At 57.4% G+C, this 16,838-nt stretch carries 17 protein-coding genes; 5 read left to right on the top strand and 12 right to left on the bottom strand.

What is annotated here, in order from left to right:
* Positions 1–19 precede the first annotated feature (19 nt).
* Both H6F75_RS12605 and H6F75_RS12600 read right to left on the bottom strand, forming a co-directional pair.
* Positions 20–436: a hypothetical protein gene (locus H6F75_RS12605; protein ID WP_190752771.1), complete on the bottom strand. Its 417-nt coding sequence runs from the start codon at positions 434–436 to the stop codon at positions 20–22.
* Entirely contained in the window at positions 426–1,493 is a 1,068-nt protein-coding gene (locus H6F75_RS12600; RefSeq protein WP_190752741.1) for a glycosyltransferase family 9 protein, read from the bottom strand. The genes H6F75_RS12605 and H6F75_RS12600 overlap by 11 nt, the downstream gene beginning before the upstream one ends.
* A gap of 550 nt (positions 1,494–2,043) precedes the next feature.
* On the opposite strand from H6F75_RS12600, the gene H6F75_RS12595 reads away from it, so the two are divergent.
* From H6F75_RS12595 to H6F75_RS12585, 3 genes are all read left to right on the top strand, one after another.
* Positions 2,044–3,225 (top strand): helix-turn-helix domain-containing protein, encoded by a 1,182-nt coding sequence (locus H6F75_RS12595; RefSeq protein ID WP_347710646.1) that lies wholly within the window; start codon positions 2,044–2,046, stop codon positions 3,223–3,225.
* A gap of 301 nt (positions 3,226–3,526) precedes the next feature.
* A complete protein-coding gene (locus tag H6F75_RS12590; protein ID WP_190752740.1) occupies positions 3,527–3,754 on the top strand; it encodes a hypothetical protein in 228 nt (75 codons plus the stop codon).
* Complete coding sequence (locus tag H6F75_RS12585) at positions 3,754–4,014, top strand: hypothetical protein (RefSeq protein WP_190752738.1); 261 nt, start codon at positions 3,754–3,756, stop codon at positions 4,012–4,014. The genes H6F75_RS12590 and H6F75_RS12585 overlap by 1 nt, the downstream gene beginning before the upstream one ends.
* Here H6F75_RS12585 and H6F75_RS12580 read toward each other — a convergent pair.
* The 3 genes from H6F75_RS12580 to H6F75_RS12570 form a co-directional block, all read right to left on the bottom strand.
* A complete protein-coding gene (locus H6F75_RS12580; protein WP_190752736.1) occupies positions 3,992–4,654 on the bottom strand; it encodes an MOSC domain-containing protein in 663 nt (220 codons plus the stop codon). The two genes, H6F75_RS12585 and H6F75_RS12580, sit on opposite strands and share 23 nt — an antisense overlap.
* A gap of 160 nt (positions 4,655–4,814) precedes the next feature.
* Positions 4,815–5,510, bottom strand: a complete 696-nt coding sequence (locus tag H6F75_RS12575) for an SIMPL domain-containing protein (RefSeq protein ID WP_190752763.1) — start codon at positions 5,508–5,510, stop codon at positions 4,815–4,817.
* Positions 5,511–5,971: 461 nt separating this feature from the next.
* Positions 5,972–8,548 carry an endonuclease MutS2 gene (locus H6F75_RS12570; protein WP_190752734.1) on the bottom strand — a complete coding sequence of 859 codons (2,577 nt, stop codon included), beginning with the start codon at positions 8,546–8,548 and terminating at the stop codon, positions 5,972–5,974.
* Between the two features lie 452 nt (positions 8,549–9,000).
* Here H6F75_RS12570 and H6F75_RS12565 point away from each other — a divergent pair, with 452 nt between their 5' ends.
* Positions 9,001–10,911, top strand: a complete 1,911-nt coding sequence (locus H6F75_RS12565) for a diguanylate cyclase (protein WP_190752732.1) — start codon at positions 9,001–9,003, stop codon at positions 10,909–10,911.
* A 284-nt stretch (positions 10,912–11,195) separates the two neighbouring features.
* A complete protein-coding gene (gene arsS / locus H6F75_RS12560) occupies positions 11,196–12,200 on the top strand; it encodes an arsenosugar biosynthesis radical SAM (seleno)protein ArsS (protein WP_190752730.1) in 1,005 nt (334 codons plus the stop codon).
* A 12-nt stretch (positions 12,201–12,212) separates the two neighbouring features.
* On the opposite strand, the gene H6F75_RS12555 is transcribed toward arsS, so the two are convergent.
* The 7 genes from H6F75_RS12555 to H6F75_RS12525 all read right to left on the bottom strand — a co-directional run bounded on the left by H6F75_RS12555 (position 12,213) and on the right by H6F75_RS12525 (position 16,734).
* Entirely contained in the window at positions 12,213–12,857 is a 645-nt protein-coding gene (locus tag H6F75_RS12555; protein WP_190752728.1) for a helix-turn-helix domain-containing protein, read from the bottom strand.
* A 278-nt stretch (positions 12,858–13,135) separates the two neighbouring features.
* On the bottom strand, positions 13,136–13,984 hold the full coding sequence (locus tag H6F75_RS12550; RefSeq protein WP_242019949.1) for an urease accessory protein UreD: 849 nt from the start codon (positions 13,982–13,984) through the stop codon (positions 13,136–13,138).
* A gap of 18 nt (positions 13,985–14,002) precedes the next feature.
* Positions 14,003–14,611: a DUF3318 domain-containing protein gene (locus tag H6F75_RS12545; protein ID WP_347710645.1), complete on the bottom strand. Its 609-nt coding sequence runs from the start codon at positions 14,609–14,611 to the stop codon at positions 14,003–14,005.
* 82 nt (positions 14,612–14,693) lie between these two features.
* Positions 14,694–14,879, bottom strand: coding sequence for a chlorophyll a/b-binding protein (locus H6F75_RS12540; protein ID WP_190752722.1), 186 nt, complete (start codon positions 14,877–14,879; stop codon positions 14,694–14,696).
* 33 nt (positions 14,880–14,912) lie between these two features.
* Positions 14,913–15,101 carry a hypothetical protein gene (locus H6F75_RS12535; RefSeq protein WP_190752720.1) on the bottom strand — a complete coding sequence of 63 codons (189 nt, stop codon included), beginning with the start codon at positions 15,099–15,101 and terminating at the stop codon, positions 14,913–14,915.
* Positions 15,102–15,287: 186 nt separating this feature from the next.
* Positions 15,288–16,007, bottom strand: coding sequence for a HAMP domain-containing histidine kinase (locus tag H6F75_RS12530; protein ID WP_190752718.1), 720 nt, complete (start codon positions 16,005–16,007; stop codon positions 15,288–15,290).
* 85 nt (positions 16,008–16,092) lie between these two features.
* On the bottom strand, positions 16,093–16,734 hold the full coding sequence (locus H6F75_RS12525) for an L-threonylcarbamoyladenylate synthase (RefSeq protein ID WP_190752716.1): 642 nt from the start codon (positions 16,732–16,734) through the stop codon (positions 16,093–16,095).
* Between the last annotated feature and the right edge of the window lie 104 nt (positions 16,735–16,838).

Genomic DNA, 16,838 nt, shown 5'->3' with positions numbered 1-16,838 from the left:
AACTTTTTTGCTATGGAGATTAGCGAGGGGCCGAAGCGAGCGATCGCCCGCTTCCCCTCAGCAGTGCTGCCAGAGCATCGCCGTCTTGGTCTGGCGGCGCGCAGAGGCTCAGCACCTGCCCACCAAACTCGCTAGACTGGCCGATGCGAATGGGAATGCCTGCCAGGTAGCAGAGGTAGCCGAGGGTGTAAGGAGACTTCCCTGGTGCCGTAAGAATGACAGCTGCGTCAAACCCACCCTGGCGCAGCCAGCCAATGGCCTGTTGCCAGTCCACTAACGTCGCCTCATCGGCACTCAACCAGCTCACGATTTGGCCAGAGTCAACCACCGTCAGCTTGGCCTCTGGAAACGCGAGCTTCAGCTCCGGTGGCGGACTGCCCCCGCGTAGGTTAAAAATCAGTACTTTTGACTGTTTAGCGGTTGTTTTAGCGGGCATAGCACACCTGTGGTAGGGGTTGAGGCTGAGCATTTAGGAGCGATCGCGCCTGAGCCAGCACCGCCCAAGCGGTAGCTGCTCCGGTTTGGCGACTGTCAACGATGCGGTGGCGGCCCTGGTCAGAAGCCTGAGCCGAAACGCGATCGCCGGGAGCCCAGCGCTCTACCTCTGAGTTGCTAAACACCACCACACTCGGCACCTTGAGCGCGGCTCCCAGGTGTGAAATGCCGGTGTCGTTGCAAATCAGTAGCGCCGCTTGCTGCAACAGCACCGCCAGCTCCCCAAGGGCTGTACAGCCAGCCAAATTAAGCGACCCAGCCCCCACAGCGGCACAGATCTGGGTAGTTAACTCCCGCTCTGCGTCAGTGCCCGTCAGCACAACGTGGTAACCCTGGTTGGCGAGCGATTGAGCAACCTGAGTGAACCCGTCAATTGACCAGCGGCGATCCGCGCTGTTTGCCCCCGGATGCAGGCAGATGTATTGGCCGGGGGACAGGTCGTGGGAGCTTAGTAGCTGTAGACCCGCCTCATACTCATCCGCTGTCAGCGGAAATTCCAGTTCCGGCTGCTGCTTCGGCAGGCCCAAAAACTCCGTCAGCCGCAGCAGCCGTTCGACCTCTGATCCCCGCTGGGGATAGGGCAAAAAGTAGCGGGGATCAGGACAAAATTGACCTGGTAAATAAAATCCTGCCTGTTGTCTTCCCCCCAGCAGTACGAGAAAAGGATTAATCGAGCTGCCATCGCCGTGGAGTTGCAGCACCAAATCGTAGCGTTGGCGCTGGATCTGCTCCAAAAATTCGATTGTCTTTTGGGGGCTCTGCCAGCCCTCAGGAATGCCAGGAAAACCTGGAAACGGCAGCCACTGATCGATCAAATGGTCAAAGCGCTGGCTGAACCACTCCGTGCCGGGTAACCCCAGCCAGGTGATTTTGGCAAACGGACAGGCCGCCCGCAGCGATCGCAGTGCCGGCACAGCACAAAGTAGATCTCCCAGGCCGGGTAGAGAACGCACAACTAAAATGTGAGCAGTCAGCGGTATGGGGAGGCGACAGGTCATGCGCCGATCTCTTAACAACTATGGAAGTTATGTTAAAGATGTTCAAATATCACCGCATTGGACATTTGACAAAACAATTCTGATATTTAGGCTAAGCATTTTGTGCACTTGCACAGTCGATCGGCAAAGCAGTTTTAGCTATCTTCAATTCCCTATGCGTTAGGGCGTATATACGTTTATCAATCTCCTCAAATCCCTCCCTGGATAGATGCTGAAGCAAGCTTTTGAAACGATTGTAATGGTTACTTATAATCAGGTTCAAGTTCAAGCTAACACTGTTGATCGATGTTCACGACTAACTATTTAACTATCTTTAAAGATGCAAGCAGCTTTAAAGAAGCGATCGCTAAACAGCTTTGCGAAGCGAGAAACATCGAGCGTTGGATGAAAAATGTTGGCTAAATAGAGCTTGCAATTGCCAGTTCTATAGTTTAGATTCTCACTTCAGAAATAACTGAATTTTTGACTGCCTGAGCACTCAAGCCTTTTCGCAGCAACAATTTTCATACGATTGATAGAGCGCTAAGGAACCCTACGCATCGCGTTAGCTGTGTCAAAAACATTCGAACATGTTGCCCATGTAGTTGCTAAACAGCTGTCGTCACTGCTGCAAACAGCTGTCTTTATTAGCGACTCAAACCAAAACGTGGTGGCCAGTCGACAGTTTCATCAGCACCATCGCTTTGATGGCAAAAGCTACTGCGATCAAACCTTGTCTGATCGCTACTTGAGTCTGCCACTCTATGTGCACGACCAGGTAGGGGAAGTCAGAATTGAGCAGGGGGGGGATGGTGAAATGCTCTCCCCTAAGCACGCCCGTGCTTTTCTAGATCTGCTGGTGAGCCAACTAGCTGATGCTACTTTTCCCCAACAGCAAGTTTATAAAAATCAAGTCATTTCGAACTTGCTCAAGGGCCGCATCACGGAAGAAGGCATAGCTCTCCAGCAGGCCAATCTGTTGGGTATTGATTTGACTCCCCCCAGAGCCGTGATTCTAGTAGATGCCACCGATGTCATGTTGTCGATGAGCCGAGCTATCGATGAAGCTAATCCTAACCAGCAGCGTTGCTCCCAGGCCATCATCAATAGCATCGTCACGTTCTTCAATCTGCCCGATGAAACCATTTGTGCCGATTTAGGGGGTGGCCAATTTGCTGTGCTTAAAGCTAGCGACAGCAAAAATCTGAGCCCCTGGGCTGGTCACGACACCACTCATGGCGACAGCTTAGGTTGTTCTTGGACTAACTTAGAGGCGCTAAAACGGGCTGGCGATGCCCTGCTGATGCGGCTGCGAGAAGAAACGGGCACCACCCTCAGCGTTGGTATTGGTCGCTATCATCCCGGTTTGCTAGGCCTGGCGCGCTCCTACCAAGATGCGCAAGTTGCCCTGCGGCTAGGACGGCAGTTTGATGGCCAAAACCGGGTTTACTGTCTGGATGATTTAGGTATTGCTGCCTTTGCCTGTGTTGCCGACGAACGCACTAAGGTAGACCTGGCCCTCCACTTGCTCAGTCCTTTAGACAATGAACCCGAGTTAATCAATACTCTGAAAGTTTTTTTCTCAGAAAACTGCGCCCCAATCACAACGGCAAAGCGGCTTTGCATTCACCGCAATACTCTCACCTACCGACTGGAAAAGATCACCTCCCTCACCGGGCTTGATCCGCGTCGGTTTGACGAGGCTGTGCAGATTCGTCTAGCGCTACTGCTCCAGGAATTTCAGGGGATTTGAATAAGGTATTGGTCAGGCCTAGGCGCTAATTGTGGCCGTTCGGTAGAAATACTGCCACGCTCTTCCCAGTTACTCGTGGTGAGCCGATCGCTCAGCGCCGTTGATCCAACTCTTTACAGATAAGCAAACCGGAGGTCGTTAAGTCAGGGTTTGTGAATTTATCTCGCATGGTCGTTCCATTTTCTCTGGCGTTTTGTAAAAATGAATACAGAAATGCATGACTGACCTACTTCTTGTTCGCACAAACTTCCTTTGTACCAAGATCGGTCTGTCGCCGCATCAACCCCTCAGAGGCGACCTCATGATCCCGCAAGTACATTCTCAAACTGACCGCAAGCCCGCTGCTGGCTGGCAGCCTGTTTGTCATATTACATACACCCGCGACACCTGGGTCAAGCTGGCCGAGCCGCTCAGTGCCTATGCCGCTGACGAGGCCAAGCTGCTATGCCAGGAGTCGCCCGATACCTGGGTTGCCTGGGTGCCCGACCACGGCGAAACCGTGCTGCACAAAAGCCACTTTTACGCCTAATGCATCCCCAATCTCTGCCCGAGTCAGCCATCGACTGGGATGAGCTGTTTGACTACCTGCCCGGCACCCTCGTCGAGCAGGTAGATGAGCCCGGTATTGTCTACGAAATTGAGGGCTACGAAGCCACTATGGTGCCGCCAATCTGGCTGGTAAACGATCCGCGCCCACGCTATCCCCACGAGCTGCGCATTGTGTCGCGGCAGCCCGCTCGAGTTTGTACTCTGGAGTCAGCTGCGGCTAAGACCGCGCACCCCGTTTGAGCAATTTTTCTTGCCAGTTGCGCGACAGTAGGGGGCAACTAGCTAGCGCGATCGCCGCCGCGCGATCGCCCAGGTTGTGGTGCATGATGCGGTTGGCGTGGGCTACAGTCCATTCGGGGTAGGGGCGATCGCACAGCACCATCGTCAGTCCTGGCTTTACCGCACCCTCGTCTAGCACTCGAAAATACCAGCCGCTGCGGCCGTTGGCCTTCACCTGTAGCGCCAGATCTTCTACTCGCCAGCGGCGAGACAGTTTCCAGCAGGGCTGCCGGGGCTGCGACACCTGCACCCTGGCGCTGCCGATCGCATAGGTGTCGCCAATGCAGACTTCGGCCTCGGTCTGCCCCGCCACGGTGAAATTTTCGCCAAAGCCACCGTAGGGCAAGTCGGGGTTGTGTAAGTGCGAGCGCCAGTCAGGATAATGCTCGGCGCTGTAGGCCAGCACTGCCTTATCGATGCCGCCGTGGTTTTTCAGATCTGCCTGACCATCCCCCGCCAGATTGGTGTGGCCCAACCACACCTCACCATCAATAGGTTGCTTAAAAAAACCGGTAGTCCAGCGCTGATCCATCGGGTTAGGGGCGGCTTCGGTGCCCAGGGTTTGGGGCAGACCTACCTGAATTGAAATAATCTTAGGCATTGTCAAAAGCTTGGATCAAAAGCGGTGAAAAGAAAGCGTGTCCTAGGACACGCTTTCTTTAGGATACGCTCACTGATTCAGAACATCCCGCTTGGGCTGTGACGTGGCAGTCTCCAATTGCGGCTCCACCAAAACGCCCATCTCCTTGTGAGCGGTTTGCCTAATAGCGGATCTGTAGGGTCACCTGGGCCTGTACCGTTTGCTCTCCCCCCACCACTGGGGTAGAGGCATCGGCCGACATGCCAGCATACTCGGCCTGCCGCATCATTGGCACTGGCACTGGCGGAGCTGCCCCATTGATTTGAACGCTGACGATCTCCTGCGATCGCAGATTCAAACTTCCCAGCACCACCCCCGCCTGGGACTGGGCATCTGCTACGGCATCGCGCAGCGCCTGCTGACGAGCCGCCTCTAGGGCCGCGTCTTCGGCCACAAAGCTGACGCTGCGAATCTGGTTAGCTCCGGCATTCACCGCATCGTCGAGCAAAGAGCCAGCGCTCTCGGTGGGCACACGAAAGCTGACAGTGTTGCTGCCGGTGTAGCCGATCACATCGTTGCGGCCATTCTCGTAGTTGTAGCGAGGGCTGAGCTGAATGCCAGTGGTTTCGAGCTTTTCGACCCCTCGCGATCGCAGCAGTTCGACTACTGCCGTCGTGCGCTGAGCCACCTCGCGCTGCACGGCTTCGGCATCGGTGCCCTGCACATCAACCCCCAGGTCAACCTGGGTCTTGGTCGTGGGCACCGACTCTTCACCCTGACCGGTCACTGTTAGAGTTCGCATGGCCGCCTCCTGAGCGATCGCTGTAGGGGTAAATACGGGCACAAAACCGAGACCCGATATCAGGGTTGCCGACATCACTGCTGCCGCCGCCATCCGTCTGGGGGTAAAAGACTTAATTCTCATGGGCCTCACACTCATCAATAGAAGTTTGTCCATTCACTGTGCCACGGCGCTCTCAGCCCAGCGGCGTTGTTACCGATTTCGATACAGATTGTCAAGGCCAATGGGTTTGGCAATCTAAGGCTATAGTCGCGGTGACTGGCTATAACGTCTCAAGGACTCATTCAAGAAGATTGACAGCATAACCAGATGCTCTTAGCCGTTCGCTTTTTTCACAAAGCGGGACAAAGATGGCGGCTCAGCCCATCCAGCACGAGCCCCGCCCGCTCAATCAAGCCGCTGCGACGGAAAATCTGTCTACATCTAAGCCTTGGCGATCGCAATTTAATGCCAGCCGACCTCACGTTCTTCAACGCCCTCACAGCAGCCACCACGCTGACCAAATGTGCTGAATAGAGGCGATCGAACCCTGAATTTTACAAATAAGCCACCGTTACTCCGGTGCCGCCGTCAGCCTGGGCTGCAGGCTCAAACCGCTGAATCTGCGGGTGTCGCTTGAGGTACTCGTGTACCCCCGCCTTTAGCTTGCCAGTGCCGTGACCGTGGATAATCCACAGAGCACCACTGCCCTTAGCGATTGCCTCCTCCAGCACCGCCTCTGACTCGGCTACCCGCATGCCGCGCAGATCGATCGTGTTGCGGCTGGTGCGAATGGCAGGAGCGGGGGGAGCAGCCTGGGCGGCGGGCATGGTGTCGACGGGTTTGGTCTTAACTGGCACCTCGGCCTTTTCACCCCGCAGCGACTCGATGTCGGCCAAGCTGACGGTGGTTTTCATCAGCCCAAAGCGCACGGTGATGCGGTGGTCATCGTCTGGGGCGGTCAGCACCTCGGCAGTCTGCCCTAGGCTAGGAATGCGCACGCGATCGCCTACCACTGGCCGGTAACCCGGTTTCGCTGGAGCCGGCGCAGCTGCAGGCAGAAGGGATTGAGCGATCGCATCGACTGCCTCAGTTGCTCGCTGGGCATCTTGAGCGGTGGCATCACCCTGCTGCAACCGGCGAATCACCTTGGCAATGTCGCGCTTGGCGTCGGCGATCGCCTGCTGCACCGCCGCCTGCTGCTGGAGCTTGAGTTCCTGCTCGCGATCGCGCAGCATATTAGCCTTGTGTTGCACCTCACGGTGAAGCTTTTCGGTGGCGGCCAGTAGCTCGGCGGCCTCCTGCGATCGCTCCTCCTGCTGGCGTCGTTGAGCCTCTAACCCGGCAATCACCTGATTGACATCGTCCTGCGACCCCGTCGCCATCAGGGTCGCCGCCGCATCGATCACCCCAGCATTCAGCCCCAGTCGGCGAGCAATGGCCAGCGCGTTCGATCGCCCCGGAATGCCCCACAGCAGCCGGTAGGTCGGCGACAATGACGCCTCATCAAACTCCACCGAAGCATTTTCAAACCGTCCATCCTGGTACTTCAGCGCCTTCAGCTCGCCGTAGTGGGTCGTGGCCATCGTCAGCCGCGCCCGCTCGGCCAGGTGCTTGAGCAGGGCAATGGCTAGAGCCGTCCCTTCCGTCGGGTCAGTACCCGCGCCGACTTCGTCGAGCAGGACGAGGGCGTTAGCGGAGGTGGGGGAGTGGGGGAGTGGGAGGGTGGGAGAGTAGATGGGTGGATGGGTGGATGAAGCAATGGGAGAATCCGAAGACTCTGGTAAATCCTCTGCTTCCGGTTCGCCTGTTCCTGAGAGCTCAACCAAGTCGTTGGCAGAGCCTACTGCAAGGGTATTCTGCTCTCCTTCTGCCCCACCTTCCTCACCTACCTCACCGCTCAGCGCTGCTAGAATCCGCCCAATCCGCCGAATATGACCCGAAAACGTCGATAAACTTTGCTCAATCGACTGCTCATCGCCAATATCGGCTAGCACCTGCCCAAACCAGGGAATCTCCACCGGTTCACGCGCCGGTACATAGAGGCCTGCGCGGGCCATCAGCGCTGCCAAGCCCAGGGTTTTGAGCGTGACGGTTTTGCCGCCGGTATTAGGGCCGGTAATGGCCACTACCCGCAGCTCGGGGCGAATCAGCAGGTTGATCGGCACCACTTCAGGCCCCTGCTCGTGGCGCTGCTGCCACACCAACAAGGGGTGACGCAGCTGGCGCAGGGTGGTTTGCTCCTGAGGTTCAATAAACCGGGGCGGGTTGGCCTCTAGCCACAGCGAGTAGCGGGCACGAGCGTGGGCCAGATCCAGTTCGGTGACCACCGCCAGCAAATGGGTGAGGTCGTCATAGACTTCCGCCACCGCATCGCTGAGCTGCCGTAAAACAATGTCTTCCTCGGTTTTTTCCTGGCGCAGCAGCTGGCGCAGGCGATTGCCCAGCTCAACCACCGACTGGGGCTCAATGTAAAGGGTCGCGCCGCTGGCCGACGCATCGTGCACAATGCCGGGCACTGCATCTTTTTGGGGCGCTTTGACGGGCAGCACGAAGCGATCGCCCCGCTGGGTAATCAACAGCTCCTGCATGGCCCCTGACTGGCGCTGCAAAATTCGCTGAAGCCGCTGCTGAATATCTTGGCGAGTTGATTTGAGGCGATCGCGAACTTCCCCCAGCTTCGGGCTGGCTCGGTCAGTGACATCGCCGCGATCGTCAATGCAGTGATAAATTTGCTGTTCCAGATCGGGATGGGTGCTCAGATCGGCCACCAAACCCTGCAAAATCGGTATATCTTCCGGTGGCTGGGCATCAATGGTGCGCCGCAGCTGGCGAGCGCCGTGCAGGGTGGTGGCAATGGCCAGCAACTCCTCGCCGCTGAGCAACCCTTGGCGATAGGCCCGCTCCACCGCCGTCCCAATATCGCGAATGCCACCAAAGTTAAGGCCGCTGTTGTGTTGCTCCAGCCAGTCGGCCTCCTGGGTTTGAGTCAGCAGATTAACGCTAGCTGCCTGGGTTTCAGGCGTGACTAACGCCTGGGCCGCTAGGGTGCCGCGCTTTGTGGCGGCAAAGGTAGACAAGTGCTGGCACAGCCGAGGCCACTCCAGCAACTCCAGGGTTTCGTGGTGAATCAACGGCAGCTCAGACAGGGGAATTACGCTCGCTCAAGACATTCTTTTAGTATAGAGAACTCCCGCCGCAACCTGGCTTGAACAGGCGACTCAGCCCCACAATAGCTCCAACCTAGCCTCGGTCTGATATAGTTCAACCCTCAATTTCAAGCCGTCACCTCAAAGCGATCCAGATGCCGCATTGGCGAGAGCCTACACGACCCATCCGCCCTGACCGTTGTTAAGCCCCCCTCAACATATGACCACCCACTGACACCACCGGGCATGCTAGATCCTATGCAACTGGCTGCCACTGCCATACTGTTGCGGCACTGTGGGCGTGCTGTAGGCGAGGTGGTTGCAGTAGCCTCTACAGAGCAGATCATTGGCTACCAGGACGACGGGGGTTTGCCTTCGTCCTTTGCCCGTGTAATCCGGTCCCATCTATTCACCGCCCCTGAATCTGTGTTTGATCTGTGCTTGAAAACGACCTGGTTAACGCTACTGCTCCCACAGCCAGCATCGATCCGTCTCCTCTGCGGGCAAACACAAGCGACACAGTGCAGCAGACTGTTGAGGCCATGGCCATGGCCGTCAAAACCTACGCTCTGGTATATAGCGGCGAAATTTTAGAAGGAGTCTTTGGCTACGCTAATGTTGCCCAGGCCACAGCCGAGTTAGCCGACTTAAGCCAGGTTTTAGTTGAGCAATGGATGACTCCCCTCAGTCAGCTGCAACCCTCAGGCCCAGCCTTGGCCTGGCCGCTGACCATGAGTGCTCTGTATCCCGGTCAGCTTTATCTGTCAGTTGTGGACCAGGCTCGCCACTGGTTAGGACTGCTGGCCCCCGACGGGTTCTACACACTGCCCCGCTTTACCGCTGCTGCTGCTACCGACCAAGCTGAACTTACCGCCTGTCACTACTCCGTTGCCCTGTTTCAGCAGCAGCAAGAGCGCTTGGCCCTGGCTCTCAAGGGTGCTCAAATGGGCACCTGGGACTGGGATCTAGCCCAGGGGACCATAACGATTTCTGAAGAGCAAGAACGCCTGCTAGGGCTGACTCCCGACGAGTTTGGTGGCACCTACGACACCCTATTTACCCACGTGCACGAAGACGATCAGACCACGGTGCAGCAGGCTCTACAGCAGGCAATTCAGTTAGGACAGCACTATGAAATTGAGTTTCGAGTGCTCCACAGTGACGGGCAACTGCGCTGGCTATCGTCTCGGGGTCAAGTCTTTAAGGATGGCGAGCATGCGCCCCGACTGGCTGGGGTCACCCTCGATATTTCTGAGCAAAAGCGGGTTGAGGCCAAAATCAAACTTCAGTCGCAGCGAGAGCGGCTCGTGGCCGAAATCGCCCAGCGCATTCGCCGTCTGCTCGATCTAGACAGCATTTTGGAGCAAACCGTTACCTCAGTGCGGGAGTTTATTGAGGCCGATCGCGTCATCGTTGTGCAGTGTGAGGCCGATCTGAGCGGTCAAGTGATTCAAGAAGCTTGCTCGCCATCCTATCCGCCGATGCTGGGTTGGGTTATGCGCGATCCCTGGTCGGTGGGCGAAAAGTTCTTGGCTCACTACAGAGCCGGGCGAGGGCTAGCCGTAGAGGATATCTACACCCAAAATTTGCCTGCCTCTCAGCTTGGGTTTTTAGAATACTTTCAGATTCAAGCCGAAATTGTGGTGCCCCTGCTGCAAGATCAAACCCTGTGGGGATTGCTGATTGCCCACCATTGCCAGGCACCTCGGGCCTGGCGAATGGCCGATGTCCGGCTGTTGCAAAGCCTGGCAACTCAGGTAGGGATCGCCATTCAGCAGGCCAAAATGCACCGGGAACTCACCCTGGCCAACCAGCAGCTGCGGCGTATGGCCTACCTCGACGGGCTGACCCAGGTAGCTAATCGCCGTCGCCTAGAGCAATACTTAGACCAAGAATGGCGGCGCATGAGCCGAGAAGATGGGTCTATAGCGCTGATTATGGCCGATATTGACTGCTTCAAAGGGTACAACGATCGCTACGGGCACCAGGCTGGAGATATCTGCTTGCGGCTGGTAGCCCGCATCCTCACCCGCGCCGCCAAGCGCCCCGGCGACCTAGTAGCCCGCTATGGGGGCGAAGAGTTTGTGATTGTGCTGCCCAACACTTACCTTGAGGGAGCCGAATCCGTCGCTGAAGACATTCGCTTGATGATTCGGAGCCACCGCATTCCCCATGAGGAGTCGGTCGTGGCCAAGGTGGTCACTCTGAGTTTAGGGGTGGCGAGCGCCCAGCCTGCCAGCGGCGGCAGCTCTGCCGACCTAATCAAGCAGGCTGACGAAGCCCTCTACACGGCCAAAAATGAGGGACGCGACCAGGTGAGGGTAGCTTCTCCTAAGCGATCGCGATAATGCTCTGGCCAACGAAAGATGCCAGACTACGGAAAAGGGTTTAAACATAAGGTTTAGGGTATAAGGGGCATGATTTGCCTTATAGCCCAAACCTTGCACCCCAAGCTGCTCTGGCCTGTTCAGGTTGCAATAGTCAACTACTATTTAGGTGAGAATAACCCCTATTCTCACGAGTTTTTCAGGGTTGTAGGGTGTAATGGCAAAGCGTTGTTAAGCATTAGCTGGTACAACTAAATCGCTTTGGCAACCGTAATGATGAATGCTGTTTCACCTACCTAGGGTTCATGGTTCAATCTCCTCCCTCTCCAGCGATCGCAGTTACCCCCTTTGATCAGCGGCTGGGGCAGCCCCTCACCAAACTGCCGATTACCGTGTTGCAGGTCAACCTAGGCCGCAAGTGCAACCTGGCCTGCACCCACTGCCATGTGGAGGCTGGGCCTAAGCGTACCGAAGAACTGTCGGTCGAGGTCTGCGATCAGCTGATCGAGCTGCTCCGCCGGTTTCCGCAGATTGCCACCGTTGATCTGACCGGCGGTGCTCCCGAGATGAACTACGGCTTTCGCCCCCTGGTGGAGGCGGCGCGGCAGCTGGGCAAAACGGTGATGGTGCGATCGAACCTGACGATTTTCTTTGTGCCCGGGTTTGAAGATCTGCCGGAATATTTTGCTCGCCACCAGCTGCATGTGGTGGCCTCGCTGCCTTGCTACCTCGAAGACAACGTCGACAAACAGCGGGGAGCAGGGGTCTACACCGAGTCTATTCAGGCGCTACAGCGGCTCAACCAGCTGGGCTATGGCCATGACCCCGCCCTGCGCCTAGATCTCGTCTACAATCCGCCGGTGCCCCGCAGCGCCGAGTTTTCGCTCACCCCCAGCCAGACGGCGCTGCAGAGTGACTACGAAGTCTATCTGCGATCGCACTTCAACATCGCCTTTAACCAGCTCTACACCATCACTAACCTGCCCATTGGCCGGGTTAAGCAATACCTGGAGGGCAAACATCTCCACGCGCCCTACCTACAGTTTTTGTCCGATCACCACAACCCAGCCACCGTACCCCACTTGATGTGTCGCCAGGAGCTTTCCGTTGACTACGAAGGCCACATTTATGACTGCGACTTCAATCAAATGGAGGCCGTGCCCAGCCTGGGGCGCAGCGGCCAACCCCTGACCGTATCCGACTTGCTAGCGGCCAACTCCCTCGATGCGATCGATACGGTGCAAACCCGCCCCTACTGCTATGGCTGCACCGCCGGCAGCGGGTCTAGCTGTGGCGGTGCTCTAACCTAGGCCCCCTCAGAACTAGGGCATTGGGAAATCTGCCGCCAGAGTAGCCCCCTCTAACCCCAAAGCTGAGGCATATTTCTGAATGAAGGCGCGAATATAGAACGGTTCTGGCAGCTGCTTCAAGTTGCCGGTTTCGAGCGCCCTCAGGGTATAGGTTTGAATGAACGTCCGCTGGTACATATCCTCCAGCGACAGCGACTTCTCTTGTCGAGTCTGCTGAAGATAGGCCCCTACCTTCTTTAAACTGGCTTGCTGCACCGCCGCAAAGTCGGCCTTGGCCTGAATCTTTTTGGCCAAACTGTCGTGAATGTAGGCGCGCTGTTCAGAAAAGCGGGCTGAGGTGGTTGGCGTGGTTGCCACCTGGGGCCGGGCTGAAATCGCGTCAGGCCGAGGTTGAGCGGTAACTCTCTGGGGGACGGCTGGGGCCTGTTTAGGGGTAGCTTCTTCTAGGGTAGGACCGCCGGTTTCGCTGTCTTGGAGTCGCTGGTCAAGCCGGTAGCGATTGAGCAGGCCCAGGGCCACCAGGGTGGTGACGGGCAGAGTTGCCACCGCCACCTGTTGCGCCGCCATCGACATGGCCGCCGTTGCCCCAGCCCCAATAATCAGCGCGTATTCTGAGGCGGGGGGTAGCTTAGATCCAGAAAAGTGAGGAGTCTTCATAGCACCTTTTGAGAAGTCTCATGGTTTTTATACTTTCGCTAGCGTCAACCCCTCGTCCGGAAGGAGCGCTAAAGTCCTGCGATCGCCGCTATTACCTACAGCAACAGAAAGAGAATGCCCGCGTACCATCAACCTCGTCTTGGCCAGCTCCTTGTATAGCAGGTGCTTGGGTTAGGACAGCCCAGAATGTCAAAGTTCAAGCTCGTTAGTCATTCTTATTTTTCGTTCTTCTATCTTCGTTCTTTTGCTGCGGGGATTCGCCCACTCTACAGCAGCCTCTACCGAGGCCACAGCCGCGACACAGCAGCCGATCGCCCTAGATAGAGAGGGCGCAGGTGCTGCCAGGCGGCCACAAACCACCGCCGCGCCGCCTGGCTGGACGGGCCTCGATACCGACACAACAAGCCCGATTGCAGCCGGGTAACACCGATGTCGCCGGGTTGGTCTGTGGGCCACAGCTGGCGCAGAGCAGCCACCGAGTCACGTTCAAACTGGTGCCCTAGCACGGCGAAGCTACCCACCACGGGGTGTCCCGCCAGGCCGTTGGGGCTGTGGAGAGCCGCACTGCTTCCGGTCAAGTGCTGACGATCGAGCCATAGGGGTTGATCGGCTTGCCAGACTTCGAGGCGCGATCGCCAGTGGCCCTGCTCAAAGGTTTCTCCCCGGGCGCTGCGGCCAAAGCGGGTGATCTCCCAACCGGCCCAGATGGCTCCTGGAGCCAGGTCAACCCGCAGCGCCTGGCTATAGTGAGCCTGGTTAAACACAATGGTTTCTTGGGGGAACCATTCTAGACAGCTCTCCGGGGCGAGGGTGATGTCTACCTGCTGGCTGCTGCTGTCGGTGTCTGCGCTGCCGTAGACCTTGCTGGCGGCAGCGGTAGTGACGAGGGCCTGGGCACGCGGAGCTGCTGCCAGCTCCACTACCAGGCTGTCGCCTCCCACCAGGCCTCCAGCGGTATGTACCAGCACGGTATGGCACAGCCCTTCTCCTTCGGGATAGAGGGGGCGCTGCACTCGCAGGGGGGCACGGGTATAGGTCTGGGCTGGCACGCACCGACCCGACTCCATGGCATAGCTGAGACGCGCTAACCCTTGCCAGCCTGGGTTAGCCTCAGAGGACCGAGCCAATGACTGCACCATAAGTAGTTAACGCAAATAGCTTTCGGGCACCGAAAATTCCGAATGCCCGGTTTGCCTGCGCAGGTTTTGGCAGCGCAGCAGCTCGGTAACGGTGAGCACTCGCCGACCCTCTAGGGGGGGCACCATCTCAATGGCACGAATCAAGGCCGCCGCCGCGTCAGCCTGGTCGTAACCGCGCCGCAACGCTACCTGCACTGCCTTGTCATCGGCAGCCATCTCAATTTGGGGGCCGGTGACGCCGCGCCAAATTTGCCAGCTGGCTAGAGCCGTGACTCCAGCGGCGGCCACCACGCCCACCGCGTCGCCCTGGAGCAGCTCTACCACGCTGCCTGCCAGCCCAGCTCCAGCCATGGCCTGGTACCAGTTTGGCTTGAGCACATTGGTCAGGGTCACCCAGCTTACGGTGCGCAAAAACAGCAGATCACGCTCGGCCACGGCCAGCTGATGCCACAGGTCGAGGTTGATTGAGACGGTGTGAGTCGACTGCCAGGGGCGCGGAAACTCAGCTTTAATGACGTTCAGCTGGCGATCGCTGAGCATCAACTTAGTTTTCATGCGGGCGGTAGCGGGCATCAGCTCCCGCAGCCGACCAATTTCTGCATTGGGGTTAACCACAGTCACACCATCCCAAAAATCACCCCTAAGCCTACCATTTCCAAGGGCTAGACCGCACAGCACCCCTGGACTGGGCCTGCGTTTAGCGCCAACCCAGCCAGCTAAAAAACGTCTGGCCAGTGACCAGCTCTAGCAGCAGCAGCGCTACAAAGCCCACCATGGCAAATCGGCCGTTGATGCGCTCGGCGTAGCGATTCCACCCAAAGGCAGGAGCGGGTTCAGCCGAGGCCTCAGAGTTAGAGACAGCAGGATTTAAGTCTTGAGTCATGGTTGGGGCGGGTAACGTCTATGTAAGAGCATCTTACTTTTTCCCTCCCTCTTTTTTCTCAACAATGCGCACGGGAATACCGCTATCCAAATACTCTTTTAGGGCAGCGGTAAACTTGTCTTCTGCGGTTTTGGGCTTAGTCTCTTTGACTAATGATTTCCCCAATAGGGCTTCATTGGTCCACACAATGAAGACCAGAATGAGCACGATGGCAAATTCCATAATTGTTTCGGTGACTTGGTTTCAGGGATCCGGCAGGCTGCGTTTTAACAGATACAGGGTGGGGGTTTAGATCAGCTACAGGGAAGCAGCACTGAATTCCGGAAGCAATTTGCCCAAACTATATCGAAAGATCCTAAAACGGAACGGTTAATTCAAATGTTCAATGAAATGGCGGTAATTTAGGAGTTAGGTGGTAGGGGACGGCAGTTTCAGGCATAGAAGACTTTTGGGATTTTCTGCGTTGCCCAAAAACTCTAGGGTAGCCCCCAGGTGGGGCGCTAGACGGGCGGCTAGCTGGTAGCGAAACTCAGGCGATAGAGCGGCCATGGCGGACGGTGGAGCCTCGCCAGGATTTGCCCCCAAGTGCAGGCCAATGTTGCCGGTGGTGGAGTCTTCGGACACGGTCAGGCTAATCTGGGGGCTCCCTTGGGCTAGGGCGGCTTCAATCAGCATGACTAGGGCTTGCTCTAGCCATGCCGGATCGGTTTGGACCTGTAGAGTAGCCTCCACCGGTCCCACAATCAGTCGGCAGTGGCGGTTGACGCACTGCATTTCAATCATGCGCTGCACGCGGGTGATTAACGGCTGGAGCAGGGTGGAGGTGAGCCGGGGTTGAAGCGCACCAATATCAAATTTGGAGAGGGTGATCAGCAGATCGAGGTTCTTGAGCACGGTCTGAATGGCCTGGTTGGCCTGGGCAATAAACTCCCGCTCTTCGGCGGGGCTTTCGCAGAGATCTTCAAGAATCAGCTGGTGCAGACTGATGATTTGATTGATGGGCGACCTGAGCTCATGGGAGGCCGTACCCAAGAAGGCGGCTTGATGCTGGGCCTGGTGCCGCAGGCGATCGTAGGCCAGCTGTAGCGCTTCGAGATCGGTAAAGTCTTGACCCTGAGGATAGTCCATTGCGACAGCCGTCCATTGCGATAGATGAGTTCGCCCCTGCTAGCCTACCGCTGCGCCGGGGCAAAACCGCTTTTAACGGTTTCAACTAAACGGTTTCAACCTTGGGCAGAGCTACCGCGCCCGATCGCAGCACTGTCCAGCCGCCCCCCTGCCAGCGCACCACCGTCGAGGGCAGTCCTGAGCCCTGGGTCTGATCATAGGGGGGAACCTCAACTTGGAGAAGGGCGTAGATCTCAGCCTGGGTTGCCTGGTCCAAGGTAAAGACTTGGGGAAAGCTAGCCTCGATCGCCATCATGGTCTCTAGAGGCGGCTCTCCCGAACGGTTGGCGCTAGTGGTGGCTAGAGGCCCGGTGTGGCCCAGCAGGTGCCGCGCCAGGGGATGGTTAGGAATTCTCAGCCCCACGGTGCCCGTCTGCTGAGGGTTCATGGTTGGAGGCAAGCGATCGCTGGCGGGCAGCACTAGGGTCAGCGCGCCGGGCCAGTACTGAGCCGCGATCGCGCTCCACTGGGCTAGCTCATCCTCAGTGCCATTGATGTAGGGGCGCAGCTCGTCAAGGCTGGCTCCCATGAGAATCAGCGGCTTGTCGGGGCTGCGCTCTTTGGCGGTGTAAATGCGATCGCCCGCCTCGGGTCGCGCCGCCAGCGCTGGCACCGTATCGGTGGGAAAGCTGATTAGCTCCCCCCTTTGCACCGCTGCAACCAGTTCTTGTAACGCTACCTGTGGCATAGGCTGCACTATAAACCAAATCTTCTCTAACGACTGTAAACCCGTACCCCCTGCGGGTGACACCCCCCCTGATCGCTCCACCCTCGCCAACCCCACAATGAAGA

The organism is Nodosilinea sp. FACHB-131, from assembly GCF_014695395.1.
In the GTDB taxonomy this organism is placed as follows: Bacteria; Cyanobacteriota; Cyanobacteriia; order Phormidesmidales; family Phormidesmidaceae; genus Nodosilinea.
This window is presented reverse-complemented; position numbering and strand designations above follow the sequence as displayed.

Bases quoted from the DNA above. Each gene is read 5' to 3' on its own strand.
- H6F75_RS12555 (WP_190752728.1), bottom strand. From the start codon at position 12,857: ATGAAGACTCCTCACTTTTCTGGATCTAAGCTACCCCCCGCCTCAGAA.
- H6F75_RS12590 (WP_190752740.1), top strand. From the start codon at position 3,527: ATGATCCCGCAAGTACATTCTCAAACTGACCGCAAGCCCGCTGCTGGC.
- H6F75_RS12530 (WP_190752718.1), bottom strand. From the start codon at position 16,007: ATGGACTATCCTCAGGGTCAAGACTTTACCGATCTCGAAGCGCTACAG.
- H6F75_RS12540 (WP_190752722.1), bottom strand. From the start codon at position 14,879: ATGACTCAAGACTTAAATCCTGCTGTCTCTAACTCTGAGGCCTCGGCT.
- H6F75_RS12575 (WP_190752763.1), bottom strand. From the start codon at position 5,510: ATGTCGGCAACCCTGATATCGGGTCTCGGTTTTGTGCCCGTATTTACC.
- H6F75_RS12585 (WP_190752738.1), top strand. From the start codon at position 3,754: ATGCATCCCCAATCTCTGCCCGAGTCAGCCATCGACTGGGATGAGCTG.
- H6F75_RS12535 (WP_190752720.1), bottom strand. From the start codon at position 15,101: ATGGAATTTGCCATCGTGCTCATTCTGGTCTTCATTGTGTGGACCAAT.
- H6F75_RS12525 (WP_190752716.1), bottom strand. From the start codon at position 16,734: ATGCCACAGGTAGCGTTACAAGAACTGGTTGCAGCGGTGCAAAGGGGG.
- arsS (WP_190752730.1), top strand. From the start codon at position 11,196: ATGGTTCAATCTCCTCCCTCTCCAGCGATCGCAGTTACCCCCTTTGAT.
- H6F75_RS12600 (WP_190752741.1), bottom strand. From the start codon at position 1,493: ATGACCTGTCGCCTCCCCATACCGCTGACTGCTCACATTTTAGTTGTG.
- H6F75_RS12580 (WP_190752736.1), bottom strand. From the start codon at position 4,654: ATGCCTAAGATTATTTCAATTCAGGTAGGTCTGCCCCAAACCCTGGGC.
- H6F75_RS12605 (WP_190752771.1), bottom strand. From the start codon at position 436: ATGCCCGCTAAAACAACCGCTAAACAGTCAAAAGTACTGATTTTTAAC.